This is a genomic window from Qipengyuania triglochinis (assembly GCF_054655615.1).
The window spans coordinates 422754-441736 of the sequence record NZ_BAAHND010000002.1 but is presented as its reverse complement, the minus strand read 5'-3'; the positions used below and the strand labels follow the sequence as shown (position 1 = coordinate 441736).

16 protein-coding genes are annotated in these 18983 nt (G+C 52.5%); 13 read left to right on the top strand and 3 right to left on the bottom strand.

Annotated elements, in window-relative coordinates:
* Window positions 1-283: 283 nt before the first annotated feature.
* The 13 genes from ACYQ0G_RS08260 to ACYQ0G_RS08200 all read left to right on the top strand — a co-directional run bounded on the left by ACYQ0G_RS08260 (window position 284) and on the right by ACYQ0G_RS08200 (window position 15122).
* Window positions 284-2116, top strand: a complete 1833-nt coding sequence (locus ACYQ0G_RS08260) for a hypothetical protein (RefSeq protein ID WP_460101546.1) — start codon at window positions 284-286, stop codon at window positions 2114-2116.
* 210 nt (window positions 2117-2326) lie between these two features.
* On the top strand, window positions 2327-3517 hold the full coding sequence (locus ACYQ0G_RS08255; protein WP_460101544.1) for a sugar transferase: 1191 nt from the start codon (window positions 2327-2329) through the stop codon (window positions 3515-3517).
* Entirely contained in the window at window positions 3507-4841 is a 1335-nt protein-coding gene (locus ACYQ0G_RS08250; protein ID WP_460101543.1) for a lipopolysaccharide biosynthesis protein, read from the top strand. Before ACYQ0G_RS08255 ends, ACYQ0G_RS08250 begins: the two co-directional genes overlap by 11 nt.
* Complete coding sequence (pseC, locus tag ACYQ0G_RS08245) at window positions 4786-6021, top strand: UDP-4-amino-4,6-dideoxy-N-acetyl-beta-L-altrosamine transaminase (protein WP_460101541.1); 1236 nt, start codon at window positions 4786-4788, stop codon at window positions 6019-6021. The genes ACYQ0G_RS08250 and pseC overlap by 56 nt, the downstream gene beginning before the upstream one ends.
* Window positions 6018-6725 (top strand): pseudaminic acid cytidylyltransferase, encoded by a 708-nt coding sequence (pseF, locus tag ACYQ0G_RS08240; protein WP_460101539.1) that lies wholly within the window; start codon window positions 6018-6020, stop codon window positions 6723-6725. The genes pseC and pseF overlap by 4 nt, the downstream gene beginning before the upstream one ends.
* Entirely contained in the window at window positions 6722-7834 is a 1113-nt protein-coding gene (gene pseG, locus ACYQ0G_RS08235) for a UDP-2,4-diacetamido-2,4,6-trideoxy-beta-L-altropyranose hydrolase (protein WP_460101537.1), read from the top strand. The genes pseF and pseG overlap by 4 nt, the downstream gene beginning before the upstream one ends.
* Entirely contained in the window at window positions 7831-8472 is a 642-nt protein-coding gene (locus tag ACYQ0G_RS08230) for a formyltransferase family protein (RefSeq protein ID WP_460101535.1), read from the top strand. The genes pseG and ACYQ0G_RS08230 overlap by 4 nt, the downstream gene beginning before the upstream one ends.
* The gene (pseI, locus tag ACYQ0G_RS08225) at window positions 8465-9526 is read left to right on the top strand and encodes a pseudaminic acid synthase (protein WP_460101534.1); all 1062 of its coding nucleotides are present in this window, start codon (window positions 8465-8467) and stop codon (window positions 9524-9526) included. Before ACYQ0G_RS08230 ends, pseI begins: the two co-directional genes overlap by 8 nt.
* Window positions 9527-9554: 28 nt before the next feature.
* On the top strand, window positions 9555-10658 hold the full coding sequence (locus ACYQ0G_RS08220; RefSeq protein ID WP_460101532.1) for a glycosyltransferase family 4 protein: 1104 nt from the start codon (window positions 9555-9557) through the stop codon (window positions 10656-10658).
* Between the two features lie 20 nt (window positions 10659-10678).
* A complete protein-coding gene (locus ACYQ0G_RS08215) occupies window positions 10679-11707 on the top strand; it encodes a polysaccharide biosynthesis protein (RefSeq protein WP_460101530.1) in 1029 nt (342 codons plus the stop codon).
* Between the two features lie 84 nt (window positions 11708-11791).
* Complete coding sequence (locus ACYQ0G_RS08210) at window positions 11792-12670, top strand: dTDP-4-dehydrorhamnose reductase family protein (protein ID WP_460101528.1); 879 nt, start codon at window positions 11792-11794, stop codon at window positions 12668-12670.
* Between the two features lie 108 nt (window positions 12671-12778).
* Complete coding sequence (gene wecB / locus ACYQ0G_RS08205) at window positions 12779-13909, top strand: non-hydrolyzing UDP-N-acetylglucosamine 2-epimerase (protein ID WP_460101526.1); 1131 nt, start codon at window positions 12779-12781, stop codon at window positions 13907-13909.
* Between the two features lie 7 nt (window positions 13910-13916).
* Window positions 13917-15122: a glycosyltransferase family 4 protein gene (locus ACYQ0G_RS08200; protein ID WP_460101525.1), complete on the top strand. Its 1206-nt coding sequence runs from the start codon at window positions 13917-13919 to the stop codon at window positions 15120-15122.
* Window positions 15123-15141: 19 nt separating this feature from the next.
* Here the strand turns inward: ACYQ0G_RS08200 and ACYQ0G_RS08195 are convergent, their stop codons facing one another.
* The 3 genes from ACYQ0G_RS08195 to ACYQ0G_RS08185 all read right to left on the bottom strand — a co-directional run bounded on the left by ACYQ0G_RS08195 (window position 15142) and on the right by ACYQ0G_RS08185 (window position 18969).
* Window positions 15142-15528 (bottom strand): hypothetical protein, encoded by a 387-nt coding sequence (locus ACYQ0G_RS08195; RefSeq protein ID WP_460101523.1) that lies wholly within the window; start codon window positions 15526-15528, stop codon window positions 15142-15144.
* The gene (locus ACYQ0G_RS08190) at window positions 15512-16615 is read right to left on the bottom strand and encodes a hypothetical protein (RefSeq protein WP_460101522.1); all 1104 of its coding nucleotides are present in this window, start codon (window positions 16613-16615) and stop codon (window positions 15512-15514) included. Before ACYQ0G_RS08190 ends, ACYQ0G_RS08195 begins: the two co-directional genes overlap by 17 nt.
* Window positions 16616-16773: 158 nt before the next feature.
* On the bottom strand, window positions 16774-18969 hold the full coding sequence (locus ACYQ0G_RS08185; RefSeq protein WP_460101520.1) for a GumC family protein: 2196 nt from the start codon (window positions 18967-18969) through the stop codon (window positions 16774-16776).
* Window positions 18970-18983 lie beyond the last annotated feature (14 nt).

Here is an 18983-nt window from a genome sequence, read left to right as displayed (position 1 = left end):
AGCGCGCTCCATCAAAAAGAGCACCAATGACTACGCCTCGTCTGTCGGATAACGGCGCCGTCTCTACAGGTTTGGGATGATGAGCAAAGCGCTAAAATGACTTGTAAGCAAAAGAGATTGATGCGTGAATAAGGGTCTAACACGGAGGGCGTCGTTCGAGGCTCTTGCTGCGAGCGCCAGTGCTGGGTTACCTGCAAGCAAGGCGTCGGGCTCGGAGGCAAATCAATGCCATCTTGAGCACCGCAACCAGCTTCTCGTCCGTAAGCCCCGGCAAGGCTCGGTATTGCTACTGGAGGAGGGGCGCGAAGGTATTTTTCATTGGCATTTCGGTGACTTTAGCGAGGCGGTGGAAGCCGACCCGCGGCAAGGGATCTATGTCGCCTCAACTCACGATCCAAACGGTGCTCGAGGCGTGTGGAAACGCGCTGTGGATGGCGGCATACATTTAGAGTGGTTTGGTGCCAAATTCGACGTTGAGCAATCACGATCGATCGCTAGCGCCACAGACGATACCGATGCTTGGGAGGCGGCACTAGCTTATCTCGGTTTCATCGGGGGGGGCACGCTGCACCTTCCGCATGGTGCCTCAAAGGTTACGCGCGAAATAGTTATTCCATATAACAGCGTCCATATTATCGGCACCGGCACGCGAAAAGTCTATCCTGGAAGGTTCCGGCCCGGGACAAAGTGTCCATCCACTCTGGTTCCCGTGCATAGTGGCCGAACTGCGATCCGTTTCCTTGTTTCGCAGGGCGGCGATGGCGCTTTCTATGCCGAGAGCTTCAACCTCGCTACGCTTGAAGAAGGCGAGCAGCCCGAATGCGCTTTTGGATGGGAGGTGCAGGGCGCATTCCCTTACGCTTACAGCTTTAGTAAACTCGGTATCCACGGTTTTCATTCGGCATTCGATAGTTATAAGGGTGTGGGGGGAGAATATGCCGTCGGAGCGGTATTGATCGATAATTGTGTGATAAACCGTAATCGGTGGATCGTGCGGAGCCTCGGTAAAACCCAATTCAACGCTTTCCGCTTCACTAACAACAAAGCTGGACAAAATGGCTATCTAGCCGGTCAAGGAGGGATCGCGATTTCTGGGCATGATGTGGCCATCGAGAATAACATTCTAGAAGCCACGCGGGATGCAGTCTTCGTTTTCGGCGCCTACCGGGATGTTTCGGTCAGAGGGAACTATTTTGAAGCCAATGTGGGCAGTGCATGCGTCCAGTTGCGGGATATCGTAGGGCCATATTGTGTGGGTCCAAATAACTACGGCGTGCTGAATTACGATAATATCGAACACAAGGTTTTACTTAAGTTCTGCGGTCTTGGCAGGTGCATCGATCCCTACTGGCCATATGTTACGCACAAGCTCCCCCTCTCCCTTACCGGTGGTGATGACGCTAGCGCACTTAATAATTCAGTCGATACTGCCACCTACGGCTTTTGTCGTATGGATCAACCTGAAGGCACAAGTTGGTCACTCTACCCTCCGATCCTGGCTTCAGCTTCAGCATCAGCGGAAGACCGATTAGGGCAAACTGTTGAACGCGAAACAAATCCGCAGACCGGTCTCGCCATGCCTGTGAACACTTTTTCTACCTCTAACCGGACCTTTATCGAGCGACGCGCCACTTTGTCTGGTGAGGTGGGCGAATGGGTCGTAATTTCATGGTTGTTTAAGCGCCTTCCCGACAATGGCCTGCCTGTGGATCCCTACGCAAGTATACGGGTGGACGGCGCGCCATCCGGCGGCTCACGTGACTATGTAGCTTACGGTTTTGCCAAAGCATGGCGCGACGGTGAATGGTGCCTGATGACCTCAGCTATCCGTTTGCAGGCGCGCATGTCGTGGATACAGGTCCTATTCCATCCGCATGGAGTGAAGGCAGGGCTTGGGCGTACCACTCATTATACACATCCCACAGTCTACACAATCGCGGACGCCAACGATATCAGGCCATATTTTGACAATCGGCAGGCCTGTACAGTTACGGCTCCGCCAAGTACCGGCACTTGGCTGACAGGGGACACTCTCCATAACGCAGCGCCACAAAAGGGATCGACAACATTTACATGTACTAAAGGAGGAGTTCCGGGGGCTTGGCTTAATACCTAAAACCCGGAAAGAAAATTCAGGATTGCGCTTCTTTATCGTTGGAACCAATCAGTGTGGCGCCTTCAAATTCCTGTAATTTTACTACCTTCAATTCTAAAAGGTTTAAGAAAAATTATGGATGTCTCTTTTCCAAGGAATTTTATATTTTTAAGGCGAGGGTACCAAGCTAGTTTGGTGTCAGCATCCATATTGGCGCAGACGATAATCTTAATGTATCTTCCTATGGCACAACCATCAAGTGCCGAAATAACAGTTTTCACAGGCCTAGGATGTTTGATTGCCTCTTTGTCGGGAATACTTCTTATTAAAAGTTTGGGACGTTATCCGGGTGTCGAAGAGTCGTCTTATACGTTTCCTAGCCTGGCAGTTTGTTACGGCATTTTGATAGTTATTCTACTTATGCTGCGACTGCCGTATAGCAGGCTGCTTATTGCCAGCACTTTTGTGACTAACCTCGTTCTGCTTACAATTCTGTATGCTATGCTAAGAAAGACAGTCAAACTATGTATCGGTGTGGTGCCTGAAGGATATTATCAGGATCTGACCGCAATTCCCAATGTTGATTGGCGTATCTTGCAGGGCCCTGATGCGGATTGTCAGGGAATTGACGCCATAAGTGTCGATTTGTTGGGTAATTTATCAAGCGAGTGGGAGCGCCGCTTGGCGGCCTTCGCGCTTGAAGGGGTGCCCGTATACGATCTGAAACATCTAAGAGAATCGATCACCGGCAAGGTTCAGATCAAACACTTATCAGAAAACAGCCTGGGTACACTGAGTCCGCTGTATGCGTGGATGACAGTGAAGCACGTCGCCGACTGGGCTCTTGCACTGATAGCAATAATGCTGCTCTTTCCACTCTTCGCCGTCGTGGCTATCATTATAATGCTCGATTCTCCTGGCCCGGCAATCTTCCGTCAAACTCGGGTGGGATATCGCGGCAAGCCTTTTCAGGTTTTCAAGCTGCGGACGATGACGGTCGCGCCTCCACCAGTTTCCTCACAGGCTGAATCATCCGAGAGCTTAGAGGCTGCGGTAACGAAAGACGCGGATATGCGCATCACTAGGGTTGGCCGTTTTCTTCGCCAGCGCCGCCTTGATGAGTTGCCCCAACTAATTAACGTCTTGAAGGGCGAAATGTCGTGGATTGGTCCACGACCTGAGGCTCTGGTCCTTTCTCAATGGTATGAGCGGGAGATTCCGTTCTATCCCTATCGACATATAGTACGGCCAGGCATTACCGGTTGGGCGCAAGTCCACCAAGGCCATGTCGCAAATGTGGAAGATGTGACCGAAAAACTTCATTTCGATTTTTACTACATCAAGCATTTCTCATTCTGGATCGATCTCATCGTAGTCGGACGGACGATTAAGACCATGCTTACAGGGTTCGGTGCCCGCTGATGGTGCGGAAGATCGCGTTTTTGTTGGCTACTCCCAGAAGCCTTATGCTCCGATGATCCGCCCAACTTTTCAAACGGTCGTTCCCGTTTTCAATGTCGCAATTAGAACAGCAACTCTCGGCACGCGTTTTGCACTCGTGTTCATTTTGGCAAAATATTTAGATGCCGCCGCCCTCGGTCTATATGGTCTTTTCACCGCCGCAATTGGCTATGCGCTTCTATGTTTCGGTCTCGACCTTTACGTCTACACTACGCGAGAGATTGTGCTCGTAGAACGCGAAACGCAAGGTCACATGCTCAAGAGTCAAGCAGCCCTTGTAGGCCTTGTCTATGTGGTGTTGTCACCTGCAGCTCTATGGATTCTTCCTCAGGTCGGCCTTCCGAAAGAACTGTTATGGTGGTTTCTTCCAATCTTGGCTCTGGAGCACCTAAATCAGGAAATTTTTCGTTTACTGATCATCTTTTCAAAACAGATTACTGCCAGCGCGCTTCTTTTTGTTCGCCAAGGCAGCTGGGCAATCGCGGTTGCCGCATCAATGGGCATGAGCGAAGACGCGCGCAATCTTTACTTCGTGATGTCGGTATGGGCCGGCGCAGGTACGCTTGCTGCTATAGCCGGACTATGGACCTTACGCCGGATGCGGCTCGGAGGGTGGCGCAAGTCCGTCGATTGGGCGTGGATCACGAAAGGTATACGCGTCAGCGGGGTTTTTCTTGTAGCTACTTTGTCCATACGAGCAATTCAGACGATTGATCGTTTCTGGCTACAAGATCTCGCTAATATCCAGGTAGTCGGGGCATATGTTCTGTTCTTCGGGGTTTCCAGCGTGCTAAGTGTCTTCCTTGATGCAGCGATCTTTTCGTTTCGCTATCCTGAGCTAATCGTTCTCGGCGGCGAACAGAAGGTCGAAGAGATGCATCGTAAAGTCTATAGAATGGCTGTATACACCCTTGGAGCCAGTGCGCTTTTTGCCGTCGGCAGCTCCCTTGCGCTTCCAGGTCTCCTCGCTTGGATCGGACGCGAAATCTACATTGCGCAAATGGGTCTGTATCATTGGATAGTGGCAGCAATGATCGCTTACTCGCTTGGCATGGTGCCCCATTACGCGCTCTACGCAATGGGGCGCGATAGACCGATCATCGCCAGTCATGTCGCTGGCTTGATGGTTTTTGTCATGGGCACGCTAGCTTTGACTCATGTTTCTCGTCCATATGCGGTGCCGATGGGGGTGTTGCTTGCGATGCTAGTGGTGCTCTTTTGGAAGAGCGTTGCATACCTCAAAATTCTATTCGGCGCCCGCCGGCGCCCTATCAACTCTCTATGAAAACGGTTGGACTTCAATGGTGATTAGGTACGGTCAACAAGACATCAATCAAGACGACGTTGACGCAGTTGTAAGCGTATTGCAGTCCGTCAACCTCACTCAAGGGCCTGCGATCGATCGCTTTGAAGATGGCGTTAAGCGAGTGGTGAATGCGCGCCATGCCGTGGCGGTAAACAGCGCCACTTCCGCATTGCACATCGCCTGCATGGCTTTGGATCTGGGCCCTGGCGACTGGCTTTGGACTACTCCCAATACATTCGTTGCGTCGGCCAATTGCGCCCTCTATTGCGGCGCCAGCGTCGACTTCGTCGATATCGATCCTAAGACTTACAATCTTTCGCCCGATGCGCTGGAAGCTAAGCTGATCGAGGCCGAGAAATCGGACCGACTGCCGAAAATTGTAGTTCCGGTACATCTGGCCGGCCAACCGTGCGACATGGCCGCCATTCATGCCCTGGGAGCCAAATATGGCTTCCGGATAATTGAGGATGCCTCCCATGCTATCGGCGGATCCTACAGAAACGAGCCGATCGGAAATTGCCGATATAGCGACATCACCGTCTTCAGCTTCCACCCAGTGAAAATCATAACTACTGCCGAAGGCGGCATGGCAGTAACCAACGATGACGATCTGGCCACGCGCCTGGGCCTGTTGCGCAGCCATGGTATAACCCGAGAGCCTGACCTGATGAAGGGGCCCATGGATGGTCCCTGGTATTATCAGCAAGTGGCGCTGGGGTACAATTATCGCATGACCGATCTGCAAGCCGCACTGGGTGTCAGCCAGCTCTCGCGCCTCAGCGATTTTGTGGCGCGCCGACATGAAATCGCTGCTCGTTACAACGACCTGCTTGCGGATTTGCCAATTGCGCAACCTTGGCAGAATCCTGAATCTTACTCTGCCTTTCACCTCTACGTTATACGTCTTCAATTGGACAAGATTGGCCGGAGCCATCGAGAGGTTTTCGAATATCTGCGCGAACGTCAGATTCTTGTGAATTTGCACTACATACCCGTGCACACACAACCTTACTACCGGCAGTTCGGCTTTAGAGATGGCGATTATCCTGAGGCCGAACAATATTATCGCGAGGCGATCAGCATTCCCATGCACCCATCGCTGAGCGATGAGGACCAGGATCGGGTAGTGGGGGCGTTGCGCGAAGTTGTAGCAGCATGAGGATTGCGATCATCCCCGCACGGGGCGGAAGTAAGCGTATTCCGCGCAAGAACATTCGTCTTTTCCACGGTAAGCCGATCATCGCTTGGTCGATCGGCGCCGCGGTTGAAAGCGGCTGCTTCGATCGCGTGATAGTAAGCACTGATGATGCCGCGATTGCAGAGGTGGCCCGCTCGCAGGGGGCCGAGGCTCCCTTCGTCCGGCCCCCTGAGCTTTCGAATGACCAGTGTGGCACCGTTCCTGTTATCGCGCACGCTGTGCAGTGGCTCGCCGAGCAAAATGAGGCAGCCGAAGAGGTTTGCTGCATTTATGCGACTGCTCCGTTTCTCGAAGTAGAAGATCTGCGCCGCGGATTGAAGACACTGCAGGGCTGCGATGCAGACTATGCCTTGTCGGTCACCAGTTACGCCTTTCCGATCCAGCGCGCACTGCAGATCGGCCCCGATCAGCGCATGGCGATGTTCCAACCCGAGCATGAGCAGACACGATCACAAGACCTAGAGGAGGCTTGGCATGATGCCGGACAGTTCTACTGGGGCAGAGCTGCTTCTTGGAAACAGAACGTGCCGCTCTTCGGGGCCAACAGCGTGCCTGTCATTTTGCCGCGCTACCGCGTTCAGGATATCGATACCCCCGAAGATTGGGAGCGCGCCGAGTTGATGTTTGAAACCCTGAACCGAAGCGAAACAGACGCTTCCGAATGATGGATCCGGCTTCTACCTGCCCACTGATCGTGTTCCGTACCGACGCCTCGCTTGAAATCGGCACCGGGCACGTCATGCGTTGCCTGACGCTTGCAGATTCCTTGCGAGAGCGCGGGGCGAGGACGCTTTTCATCACCCGCGAACATTGCGGCCATCTGCTCGGGCAGATTGTCGAGCGAGGGCATCAGTTACGCGTCCTTCCGCCGCCGCCGAATTCTCGTGACATGTCGGAGGACGATACAGCCCATGCCGCATGGCTGGGAGTGGAATGGAGCGAAGATGCGCAGCAAACGCAACAATTGCTCGCTGGCGAGCGGGCGGCTTGGTTAGTAGTCGATCACTATGCAATCGATCGCCGTTGGGAACGCGCCCTGCGCCCGGCGTGCAAGCGACTGATGGTGATAGACGACCTGGCTGATCGGCCTCACGATTGCGACCTGCTGCTTGATCCGACACTTGGAAGAATGCGCGGAGATTACGCCGAGTACCTTGGTTCTGAAGTGCAGACATTTCTAGGGCCACAATATGCATTGCTGCGGCCTGAATTCGCCGAGTATCGGGGCAAGAGCCTTGCACGGCGCAAAGCGCCTGAGCTTAGTCATGTGCTTATTACCATGGGCGGCATTGACAGGGACAATGCGACGGGCCGCGTGCTCGACGCAATTGAAGCCTCCGATTTGCCCTCGAAATTGAAGCTCACCGTGGTAATGGGGCCGCAAGCGCCATGGCTCGCTACAATACAGGATCGTGCCAGCAAAATGCGTATTGCAACAGATGTGCGCGTCGGCGTTACCGATATGGCGCGGCTTATGACCGAAAGCGACTTGGCGATCGGTGCTGCAGGCGGCACCTCATGGGAGCGATGCTGCTTGGGATTACCAACGATTCAGTTTGTAGTCGCCACCAACCAAGAAGTCATCGCAAGTCAGTTGGGTCAGATCGGCGCCGCCACTCTTGCTGACGACGCGACGATAGGGAGGGTCCTCTGTGGACTGGCCGCTCAAGATTGTTCAACCCAATTGGCTGATCAGAGCCGCATATCAAGTAAGGTGACCGACGGTTTGGGAGCCGAGCGGGTGGCGACGCAATTACTGGGGCAAGCACAATGAAGATTACAGTGTTATGCAGCGACGCTTCGCACCCGGTGAACGAATATCTCAGCCGTTGGAATGCAAATATAGCTGAAGGCTTCGAAGTCGAAATAGTACGGAGTAAAAAAGACTGTGCCGGAGGAGACTTGCTGTTCCTCATCTCCTGCAGCGAGCTGATTAAGAAAGAAGACCGAGCCAAGTACAGGGCTTGCTTGGTTTTGCATGCAAGCGCTCTTCCTCAGGGGCGGGGCTGGAGTCCTCATATTTGGCAACTCCTGAATGGAGCTGAAGGGATCACACTTTCGATGCTCGAAGCGGAAGATAAAGTTGATAGCGGACGGATCTGGAAACAGGTTTATATTCCTGTCCCTAAACACGCTCTGTGGTACGAAATAAACAATCTGCTATTTGAAGCTGAAGTTGAACTCATGAACTTTGCTTTGGATAATTTCGATGCCGTCGTGCCTGAGCAGCAAGCAATGGACGGCATTTCCTATTTTCCCCGCCGCACGCCGGATGACAGCGAAATAGACCCATTTAAGACAATCGCCGAGCAGTTTGATCTGATACGCGTTTGTGACCCTGATCGATTTCCCGCCTACTTTCGCTTTAGGGGGCATCGCTACCTGATACGGCTGGAGAAGCAAGATGACTGAGTTCGAAATCGCCGGAAGGAAGATCGGTAGCGCCCATGCACCGTATGTCATTGCGGAAATGTCAGCTAACCATAACGGAAACTTAGAGCAGGCATATCGCATTATCGAAGCAGCCAAGAAAGCGGGCGCAGATGCGCTGAAAATTCAGACCTACCGGCCCGACACGATCACGCTCGATAGTGACGCCGAGGATTTCCGCATCAAGGGCGGTCTTTGGGACGGGCGTACGCTATATGAGCTTTATGAGGAGGCTCACACTCCTTGGGAATGGCACAAGCCGCTGTTCGATCGCGCTTGTAAGGTGGGTATTACCATTTTCAGTTCGCCGTTTGATACGACCGCGATCGACATGCTGGAGGATCTCGGCGCACCCGCATACAAGATTGCCTCGTTCGAAGCCGTTGACCTGCCGCTAATCCGCTATGCTGCGGCTACCGGTAAGCCGATGATTATTTCCACGGGAATGGCTGATGCAGAAGAGATCGCCGAGGCGGTGGATGCCGCCCGTGGCGGAGGCTGTAGAGAGCTGGCGTTGCTTCACTGCGTGAGCGGCTACCCGGCCCCGGCCGAGGATTATAACCTGCGCACCATCCCAGACATGATCGCCCGCCATGGCCTCGTGACAGGCCTGTCGGACCATACCCTCGACAACACTACCGCTATTGCCAGCGTGGCTTTAGGTGCGAGCATTATTGAAAAGCATTTCACGCTCGATCGGACGGGAGGTGGGCCAGACGATAGCTTCTCCCTCGAGCCTGACGAGCTGGTAGCTCTTTGCAGCGGTGCCAAAACCGCCTGGTCAGCGTTGGGCGAGGTGAACTACGGGCGCAAATCTAGCGAGCAGGGCAATGTGCAGTTTCGCCGGTCGCTATATTTCGTTAAAGACATGAAGGCTGGTGAAGTGATCACCCCAGATGCTGTGCGCAGCGTAAGGCCCGGCTACGGATTGGCTCCAAAACACATCGATTCCGTGGTCGGGGCGGTCTTATTGGGCGACGTGGCACGTTACACACCTGTTAGCCCGCACCAGATCAAGAATGCGCGTATCGCATGAATGTCCTTCTGCTTTGCGACTTCCACTCATGAAGCAACTCATTAATGCCGCCAACTTACATGTAGGCGGAGGCGTCCAAGTAGCCGCATCCTTCATTTCAGAGCTCACCGCTATGGATGAGCACGGCAGTGTGGAGGTGGTGATGTCGAGCGAGGTGGCCCGTAATGTCGCGGCCACATTAGGCGACCGTTATGATCGAAATCGCTACCGCATTCTCGACGTCCACGGCCTCGACTTGGGCAACCGGGCGGCGCGCGAAGTATTAGACGCATCGGACACTGTATTCACGGTATTTGGGCCCCTCTACCGCTGGAAACCACGCTTCCGCAACATCGTCGGTTTCGCGCAACCATGGATCATCTATCCGGAAAATGAGTGTTATGAACGCTTGCCAGCGGCAGAACGATTTAGGGAATGGTTGAAATATAAAGTCCAGGCGGGATTCTTTGAACGCGCCGATGTATTGGTTGTTGAGCTCGAGCACGTGAAAGCTGGTCTTGTGCAAGCATTGAATGTTCCAGCCGAGCGGATACAGGTGGTGCATAATAGCCTCTCGTCCATATACACTGAGCCACAAGTCTGGCGATCAGTCACGCTACCGCCTGCTGACTGCGACTTGCGCCTAGGGTTTCTTGGACGGAATTATATGCATAAAAATACCAGGATTTTTCCGGATATCGTCCGCCATCTTAGCGGTGCCCACGGCATTGACGCGCGTTTTTTCGTCACCTTCACAGATGCTGAATGGGCGGCTTGCACGCCAAACTTTCGGGAAGTTTGCATAAATGTTGGCCCCCTATCAGTGGCGCAATGCCCAGATTTCTACCGCTCGGTAGATGCGGTGGTCTTCCCCTCGCTGCTCGAATGCTTTTCCGCCACTCCTCTGGAAGCGATGGCGATGGGAAAGCCCTTGTTTGCCTCTGATCGCCCGTTTAACAGGGACGTGTGTAAGGAGCATGCTGTCTATTTCGATCCGCTGATCCCAGAGTTGGCTGCCGAGCGGATAGCTGAAATGTTCGAGGGCGACGGGTTTGACGAAAAAGCCTTGCGCGCGGCACAAAATCACGCATTCGCCTTTGCAAGCCCCAGCGAGCGGGCAAAGCAATACCTGGCGTTGCTCAATGCCGGTTGACTGGAACATATGGAGCATTGATGTTCACCGATAAAACTCTGCTAATAACTGGGGGCACCGGCTCCTTTGGAAATGCTGTATTGCGGCGCTTCCTTGATTCAGATCTGCGCGAAATCCGCATCTTCAGTCGTGACGAGAAGAAGCAGGACGATATGCGCAAGAAGTATAATGACCCGAAACTTAAATTTCATATCGGTGATGTTCGCGACTATCAATCAGTACTGAATGCCGTCCGCGGTAGTGACTTTATTTTCCACGCCGCGGCGCTCAAGCAAGTTCCGTCGTGCGAATTCTATCCCTTAGAAGCGGTTAAGACCAACGTTTTGGGTACTGAAAACACGCTGGAAGCCGCGATCAATTCTGGCGTCGAACGCGTTGTTTGCCTCAGCACCGATAAAGCTGTCTACCCCATCAACGCCATGGGAATCAGCAAAGCGATGATGGAAAAGGTAATCGTTGCCAAATCGCGCGTCACTGAAAGTACAATGATTTGCGCGACGCGCTATGGCAATGTGATGGCCTCGCGTGGGTCAGTGATTCCACTCTTCACCAACCAAATTCGCGCGGGGCAGCCGATCACAATTACAGATCCCGAAATGACCCGGTTCATGATGACGCTCGATGATGCAGTGGACTTAGTCTTATATGCATTCCAGCATGCGAAGCCTGGCGAAATTTTCGTGCAAAAGGCCCCAGCGGCAACGATCTCGACACTGGCTCGAGCGCTAACCGACCTCCTAGGGGCCCCTGATCACACGATCAATACGATCGGCACTCGACATGGCGAGAAGCGATTTGAGGCTTTGCTAAGCCGTGAGGAGATGGCTGCTGCGGAGGATTTAGGCGATTACTATAGAGTCCCCCCGGACCTTCGTGATCTAAATTACGATAAATTCTTCGAGAAAGGTGAAATAAAGATATCGGAAGCGGAAGATTACAACTCGCAAAATACCACTCGTCTCGATGTATCCGGTATGCAGGCCCTGCTTCAAAAACTAACTTTCATTCGTGCAGCTATGCGCGGCGAGTACGTAGAGCCTGAGGAATAACTTCACCAGCGAACCTCGTTTGTGATGGCGAAACCTTAAGAAAAGGAGGGGGCGCGAGCCGACTTAGCGGAAGCGTCCTGTTAAATGGAAGATACAGTTAAACCACGAATTCTGGTTCTTGGAGCTGGTGGAATGTTGGGCAACGCTGTGTTCCGTTTGTTCGCAGAGGACCGTCGACTGCTCACGACTGGGACCCTTCGCTCTCCTGCTAAAGCCTCTCACTTTACTGCTGACCAGCGCGAGAAGCTTCTTAGCGATGTCGACGTTACGCAAGACAGCGCCCTCATTTCTGCCTTCGCCAGCGTTCAGCCGACTACGGTGATTAATTGTGTCGGTATCATCAAGCAGCATAAGTCGGCGGCCGACCCACTCACCGCCCTTACTATTAACGCCATGCTTCCACATCGTCTTGCTAAGCTTTGCGCGGCGACAGGGGCGAGACTCATCCATATGAGCACCGATTGCGTATTTTCGGGGCGTAAGGGTGATTATAGGGAGGGCGACTTTGCTGATGCTGAAGATTTGTACGGTCGGACGAAATACTTGGGTGAGACTAATTACCCTCACACTGTAACGCTCAGAACCTCGATAATTGGCCACGAGTTGGAGAGTACTTACAGTCTGGTTGACTGGTTTTTGAGCCAATACGGCCCAGTCAAAGGATATCAAAAGGCCATTTTTTCCGGCCTCCCCACGATCGTTGTCGCGCGCATCATCCGCGATCTGGTGATAGGAAACCCAAAGCTAATCGGAGTTTATCACCTCTCAGCTGAACCGATCAGCAAATATGATCTCCTGTCATTGGTGGCTGATATTTATGGAAAACAAGTCAGTATCGTACCTGACCAAGCGGTCGATATTGATAGATCACTCAATTCCGAACGCTTCAGAAAGGCCACCGGATATGTCGCCCCACCCTGGCCCGAATTGGTCAACCTGATGTACCAAGACCATAAACAATAAATCTAAGTAAAGAATATCAATGCAATCGGGGTATTAATCCAAGTTGTACCAAGCTTCGATTACCAATGCGTGGCCCTGAGAACAATAATCGCGTGCAGGGAATGTGAAGTGAAAAAGCTAAAAGTCATGACCATCGTGGGTACTCGCCCGGAGATCATTCGCCTTTCGCTAACCATCAAAAGACTTGATCAGGTTTGCAATCAGGTTCTCGTCCATACGGGCCAAAACTACGATTACGAGCTTAACCAGATTTTCTTCGAACAGTTGGGAGTGCGGGAACCAGATTTGTTCCTGAATGCTTCAGGTGGTTCAGCGGCAGAAACGATTGGCCGGGTGATAGCTGCAGCGGATAAAGCCATGCTCGACCATCTACCGGACGCGGTTCTTTTACTTGGTGATACCAATAGCTGTCTCGCAGCCATCGCCGCAAAACGTCGAAAAATACCGATTTTTCATATGGAAGCGGGCAACCGATGCTTCGATCAGCGAGTACCGGAAGAAACAAATCGGCGGATTGTCGACCATATTTCAGATATTAACCTTACATATAGCGCGATCGCACGCGAACATCTTCTTCGTGAGGGCTATCCACCAGATCAAGTTATCAAGACTGGAAGCCCCATGTATGAGGTCTTGCATCACTATTTGCCGCAAATCCGCGCCTCAAACGTACTTGAGAAGCTGGACTTGAAGGCAGGCAGGTATTTTGTTGTCAGCGCCCATCGCGAAGAAAATGTCGACGGAGATGAAAGCTTCGGTCAGCTTGTCTCCGTGCTAAATGCGGTAGCCGAAGACTATAAGCTACCGGTAATTGTTTCCACTCATCCACGTACTCGAAACCGAGTGTCTGAGACAGATGTCACTTTTCATCCTGCTATCCGTTTGATGAAGCCGCTAGGATTCTTGGATTACGTTAAACTTCAGATTCATGCCAAGGCGGTCCTTTCGGATAGCGGCACAATTACTGAAGAATCTTCAATACTCAACTTCCCAGCCCTCAATTTGCGCGAAGCACACGAGCGACCAGAGGGAATGGAAGAAGCGTCGGTAATGATGGTCGGACTTTCTGTAGATCGTGTGCGGCAAGGCCTTGCGATCATAGAAAGCCAAGGTCTTAGCGATGAACGGCGTCTCCGCTTGGTTGGTGACTACGCTATGCCGAATGTCAGCGAAAAAGTTGTTCGAATAATTCACTCTTATACCGATTACGTCAATCGTGTGACATGGAAGAAGTACTGAACAACCGATGCGACTGGCTTTAATAGCGGATACATTCCCTCCCTTCAGAAGTTCTGGTGCAATCCAGCTGCGCGACTTGGCAAGGGAATTCGCAGCTCAAAGTCATGAGCTTACAGTGATGCTTCCCGCACCAGAACTAACAAGCCAAAAACCCTGGCGGATCGAGAAATTCGACGGCGCGCAAGTGGCTCGTCTGCGCGCACCGAGAACCAAGGACATTGGTTATGCCCGTCGCACTTTGAACGAGCTCTCTATGCCATTTGCAATGTTGCGCAGTCTACGCGCTAGCCCTCTCGCGCAGCAAAAGTGGGATGGCATCATTTGGTATTCACCATCGATTTTCCACGCTCCGCTCGTAAGGGCACTGAAGTCGGAAAGCGGTTGTAAGAGTTATCTGATCATTCGAGACATTTTTCCTGAATGGGCAGCTGACATGCAGCTGATAGGGCGTGGGCCTACCTTCCAATTTTTCAAGTCTGTCGCACGCTATCAATACTCGATTGCCGATGTGATCGGTGTCCAGACTGCGGGAAACCTGCCTTATTTCGAGCAGTGGAAGCAAAGATCAACGCGCGTTCTGGAAGTGCTGCCCAACTGGCTTGGGGCGCCAGGCACCAAGCCTTGTTCTATAAGCATAGCCGATACGGTACTCGCTGGGCGTAAGGTGTTTGTCTACGCTGGGAACATGGGTGTCGCGCAGAATATGGACATTATTCTTGAGGCCGCGGACCGACTGAAAGCGCGAAAAGATTTAGGTTTCCTGCTAGTCGGCCGTGGCAGCGAGCGTGATCGAGTACGGCGTGAGGCGAAGGCTCGCGATCTTAACAATATGGTGTTCTTCGACGAAATCGATCCCGATGAAATACCGGACCTCTACCGTCAGTGCTATGCAGGAATTGTCTCCCTCGACCCACGGCACAAGTCACATAATATACCAGGCAAGTTCCTGACGTACATGCAGTGCGGGTTGCCGGTTATCGCAAGTATCAATCGAGATAATGATTTAGCGGCATTGATAAAAGATAATGCCGTTGGTGAAGTGATCGAGGCAGGCGGTTCTGTTGAGATAGCAGAACGTATTGAGAACTTGCTGAACCAGGATTTCGACAACACAAAAATCCGCGAAAGATGCAGGCAGTTGTTCGCAAAAAACTACTCATCATCTGCCGCTGTGGGCACGATTCTTGAAAAACTCCGGCCAAGCCCGACCTAAATTACGGTACGAAAAACCTCTAATTTGGCGGGTTTTTACGCGTTGCGCGATTTGCTTTGTCAAAAGGCGAGGCAACCCCGTCCATGGGATCGTAATCACGATCAATTCGTGTACGCAGCCGATTTTGAATCCGGTTCTGAATGCGAGAGTTTAGGCGATCCAATGGGTTGATGTTAGCAGGTCCTGCAGTTCGTCTTCCGACTTCGCCAATCCCAGTGTCTGAAGTGCGTCCTACACCGTTCAGACCTTCTGCTTGTGACTCGACAGCCGTTGGCGCAGGGGAGCCGCTATTTGGTAACTGCTGGGCGGCAACCGGGCTGGTTAGTCCCGAAGCAAGACATATCGCAAACGTCATTGCACCCCTACTTTCCAAAAACAGGGCAGAAATCTCATTGAAATTCATCATTTCCCTTCGCCTCATTGATCTGACTCAAGGCAGCATAATTAATCTGTCCCGATAGACCATTAACCGCATCGGACGCACGGGCGACGAAAACCAGCAGTTGCTCCGGGCAACCGGGGGGCACTTCGAATTCACCAGCGAATTTACCGTTGCGCTGATCGGAGTTTGGAATGGATATTCGGCCCAATTCGCGTCCGTTGCGGCAAAGTAGCGCCCAATAAGGCTGCGAGCGTTCGGGTTGGTCGATCCCGCTACTGCGACCTTCAAGCTTGTATCTACCCGGCGCCAAGAGCTGTGTTTGATTCATGAGCTCACCTCCGATTGTCGGCGGCACTGCGAAGTCGAGTAACCCGCCAGTTTCTCCCGAAAGGATGACTGCAGAAAGCTTCGGATCTTCACTTGTGCGCCAATCGAAGAGGGTTCGAACTCCTAGCGCCATATCAAACCGAGGATCGCGGGAGTGGTTGCGCTTAGCGTCCAAACGAAAGGCGTTATAGTAGCGCCATGCTTCCTCGTATCCTTCCTTACCTGCCAGGGAATTTACCAATAATGCCCGATCGTCGTCCGCGATCACCAAGCCCCGTTTTTCTGTCTCTTGAATGAAAGCTTGAGCTGCCAGTGGATCAGGACTGTTGTTGACCAAATGTTCTAAGAAATCGCCGGACCAGCCTGGTTTGGTCGCAATGATCGGCAAAAGTTCGGCTCGGACTCGCGGTTCTGCTAGCGCTGTACTCAACACGGGGAAAAGAATTCGCTTTGCTCGCGACGAAGTGCGTAAGGCTATATCGTAACCGCGAAGCGCACCCTCAATGTCTCCTCGGCTTACTGCTTCCTCAATGGTCCAAAGCTGAGGTTGAAGTTCTCTCCGTGAAAGTTGCAAAGAGTAACGGAAAATTTCGCGAGTTTTCTCAGTGGCGTTACGCATCTGGGCCTGTAGACCCATAACGTTGAGTGCATTGGTGGCTGTCGCATCTTGCCGCAGTGCAAGCCGAGCAAGACGAGCAGATTCCGAATTGGCATCTGCTTCGGCTGACAAGGTAAACTGGTGCTCAGCTGCCGAGGCAGTCAACACTCCATCGTACGGTGCCATGAGATGCGCGCGAACAGGGTCAGCTCGTTCAATAGCTTGGGCAAGAGAACTGCTAACGCTGAAATAACCACATATGACCGAAGCAAGGGCGAGAGCGCCACGGCACGCCCATTCCGTTCGAGACCTTTTCGAGGATACCTTCGGACGCCGCTTGGCCATCAGGCTAACTCAGTCCGGTCCTCGTCACGGCCATAGCCATAACCATAATCATAATCGTATCCATAATGCGCCTTTCGCGCATCGAATTTGGTCAACACGCCGCCGAACACATGAGCCTTGCTGCCCTTCAAGCGGTTCAGCGCGGTTTTAACCTGCGTCGACCGGATGCCATGCGATTCCACGGCGTAGATCACGCCTTCAACACGATTGGCGATTAAAGGCGCATCTGCAAGGCCTAGTACAGGAGGACTATCAATTACGACATGATCATAGGTTTCAAGCAACCTCTCGACCAGTAAAGCTAGACGATTTCCAGTAAGCAGTTCGGCTGCATTGGGTGGAATTGGTCCGGCGGACATGGCCGTGAAGCCGAGGTCATCCATACCAAAGGTCAAACTCTCGATGTTGTCTTCGCCAGCGAGGAAATTGCTAAGACCTCGATTATGATCCACCCCGCCCAGATGATGAACGGATGGCGAACGCATGTCGCCATCCACTAGAATAACGTTACGCCCAGCTCGCGCCAACGTGGTGGCGAGAGCCAATGCGGTAGTGGACTTGCCTTCTGCCGGGCGCGTCGAGGTAACCGCAAAGCTGCGCGGCACACCACGTTCAGTGGTAAAGCCCAAATTAGTTTGTACGGTCAGATACGCATCAAGAAGTTCAGATTTAGCGTCCAGCAACGCTTCTTTGGGAGTTTCATCTCTAACCTTGGGAACAGAGCCAAGTAGCGGGAGACCAAGGCGGCGCTGAACTTCCGTTGGATCCGCAATTGTTTCATCCAACTGTTCCAAGCCCAGGGCCACACCAACTCCAAGCATGAACCCTGCCAGAGTGGAGATTAAAAGGTTGAGCAAAAGACGTGGGCTGGAAGGATTTTGCGGCACATCAGCAAGGTCAACGATAGAGACATTGTTGACGCCTACACCGCCTGCAACACCAATCTCTTTAAAGCGCTGGAGCAGCCCGTCGTATAGGGACCGATTGGTGTCCACTTCCTGCTGATAAATATTGTATTGGATCGAGCGCCTACGCAGGTCGAGATAGTCCTGCTTAAGAGTGTTCACCTTAGCCTGCAGAGCACTTTCACGCTGAGCCGCTTGTCGATATTCACCTCTCAAGGTGCCAGATACGCGCGCTTCTTCCTTTGCAATTGACCGGTCGAGCGCTTCAATCTGTTCTTGAAGCGCTCGAGCCGAAGGATATCCCGGCTCAAATTTGACCATCAATTGCTCATACTGAGCAGCCAGTTCGGCACGGCGCTGCCGTAAGTTATTTACGGTAGTGTTTGCCAGTGCCTCGGCTGAGTTTTCTCCACCGGTCTGACTAAATCGTGCTTCAGCTTGAATCCGATCAGCGGTTGCTTGAGCGAGCTCCGCATTGAGGGCAACCAGATTGTCAGCAAGGATTGAGCGCTCTTGGGTTGTTCCGTCGCTGCTCGAACCTGCCGGCAAATTAATGATTTCTTGATTGGAAGCATATGTTACGAGCTGACGTTGCGATTCGTCGAGCCTGTTTTTGTATTCTGCGAGCTGTCGTTGCAGAACATCGCGACCATACGAGGTCGATTGAACTCGACGTTCCAGATTGGTTTCAATGAAATTTTCGGCCCAGGCATTGGCAACCCGTGCGGAGAAACCGGCCTCGGGGCTAGTTATGCTAATATCAACTAGTCGCGACAAGCGGATAGGATCTACGCTCAAATTCTCTAAAAGGATTTGGCCCGCAACTCGCTGTCGGTAGGCGCGGCCCTGAGCCGTATATCGACCGTTCGACATGCTAAAGGCTACGTCTGAGTCGCCATCCACGCCGAACATCTCGAAAAACGCTGGATCGTCCACGAGCTGCAACTCTCTCGCAACTCGTTCAGCCAATGTGCGGGACTCCAGAAGGCTGTATTGTGTTTGATAGAACTCTTGATCAGCCAAGCTGACCTCTTGTTCTACGCCTTGAAAATTGGTTACCTGGTCAGAATCGCGCGAAATTTCGATCGTTACTTCGGCCATATATTTTGGCGTCATCAACAATGTAACGACGAGGCCAAGTATCATCCCCGCCAGTGTCAAGCCAATTAATATCCAGCGCCAACGTAGGGCGACGCGCAAATAATGCTGAAGCGTAGAAGGCTTTTCAGCCTCGTCGGCAACCGCATTCTGGATGCCTGCTGGGCTTGAATGGGGCTCATCGATTTTCAAGGAAATTTCATTCA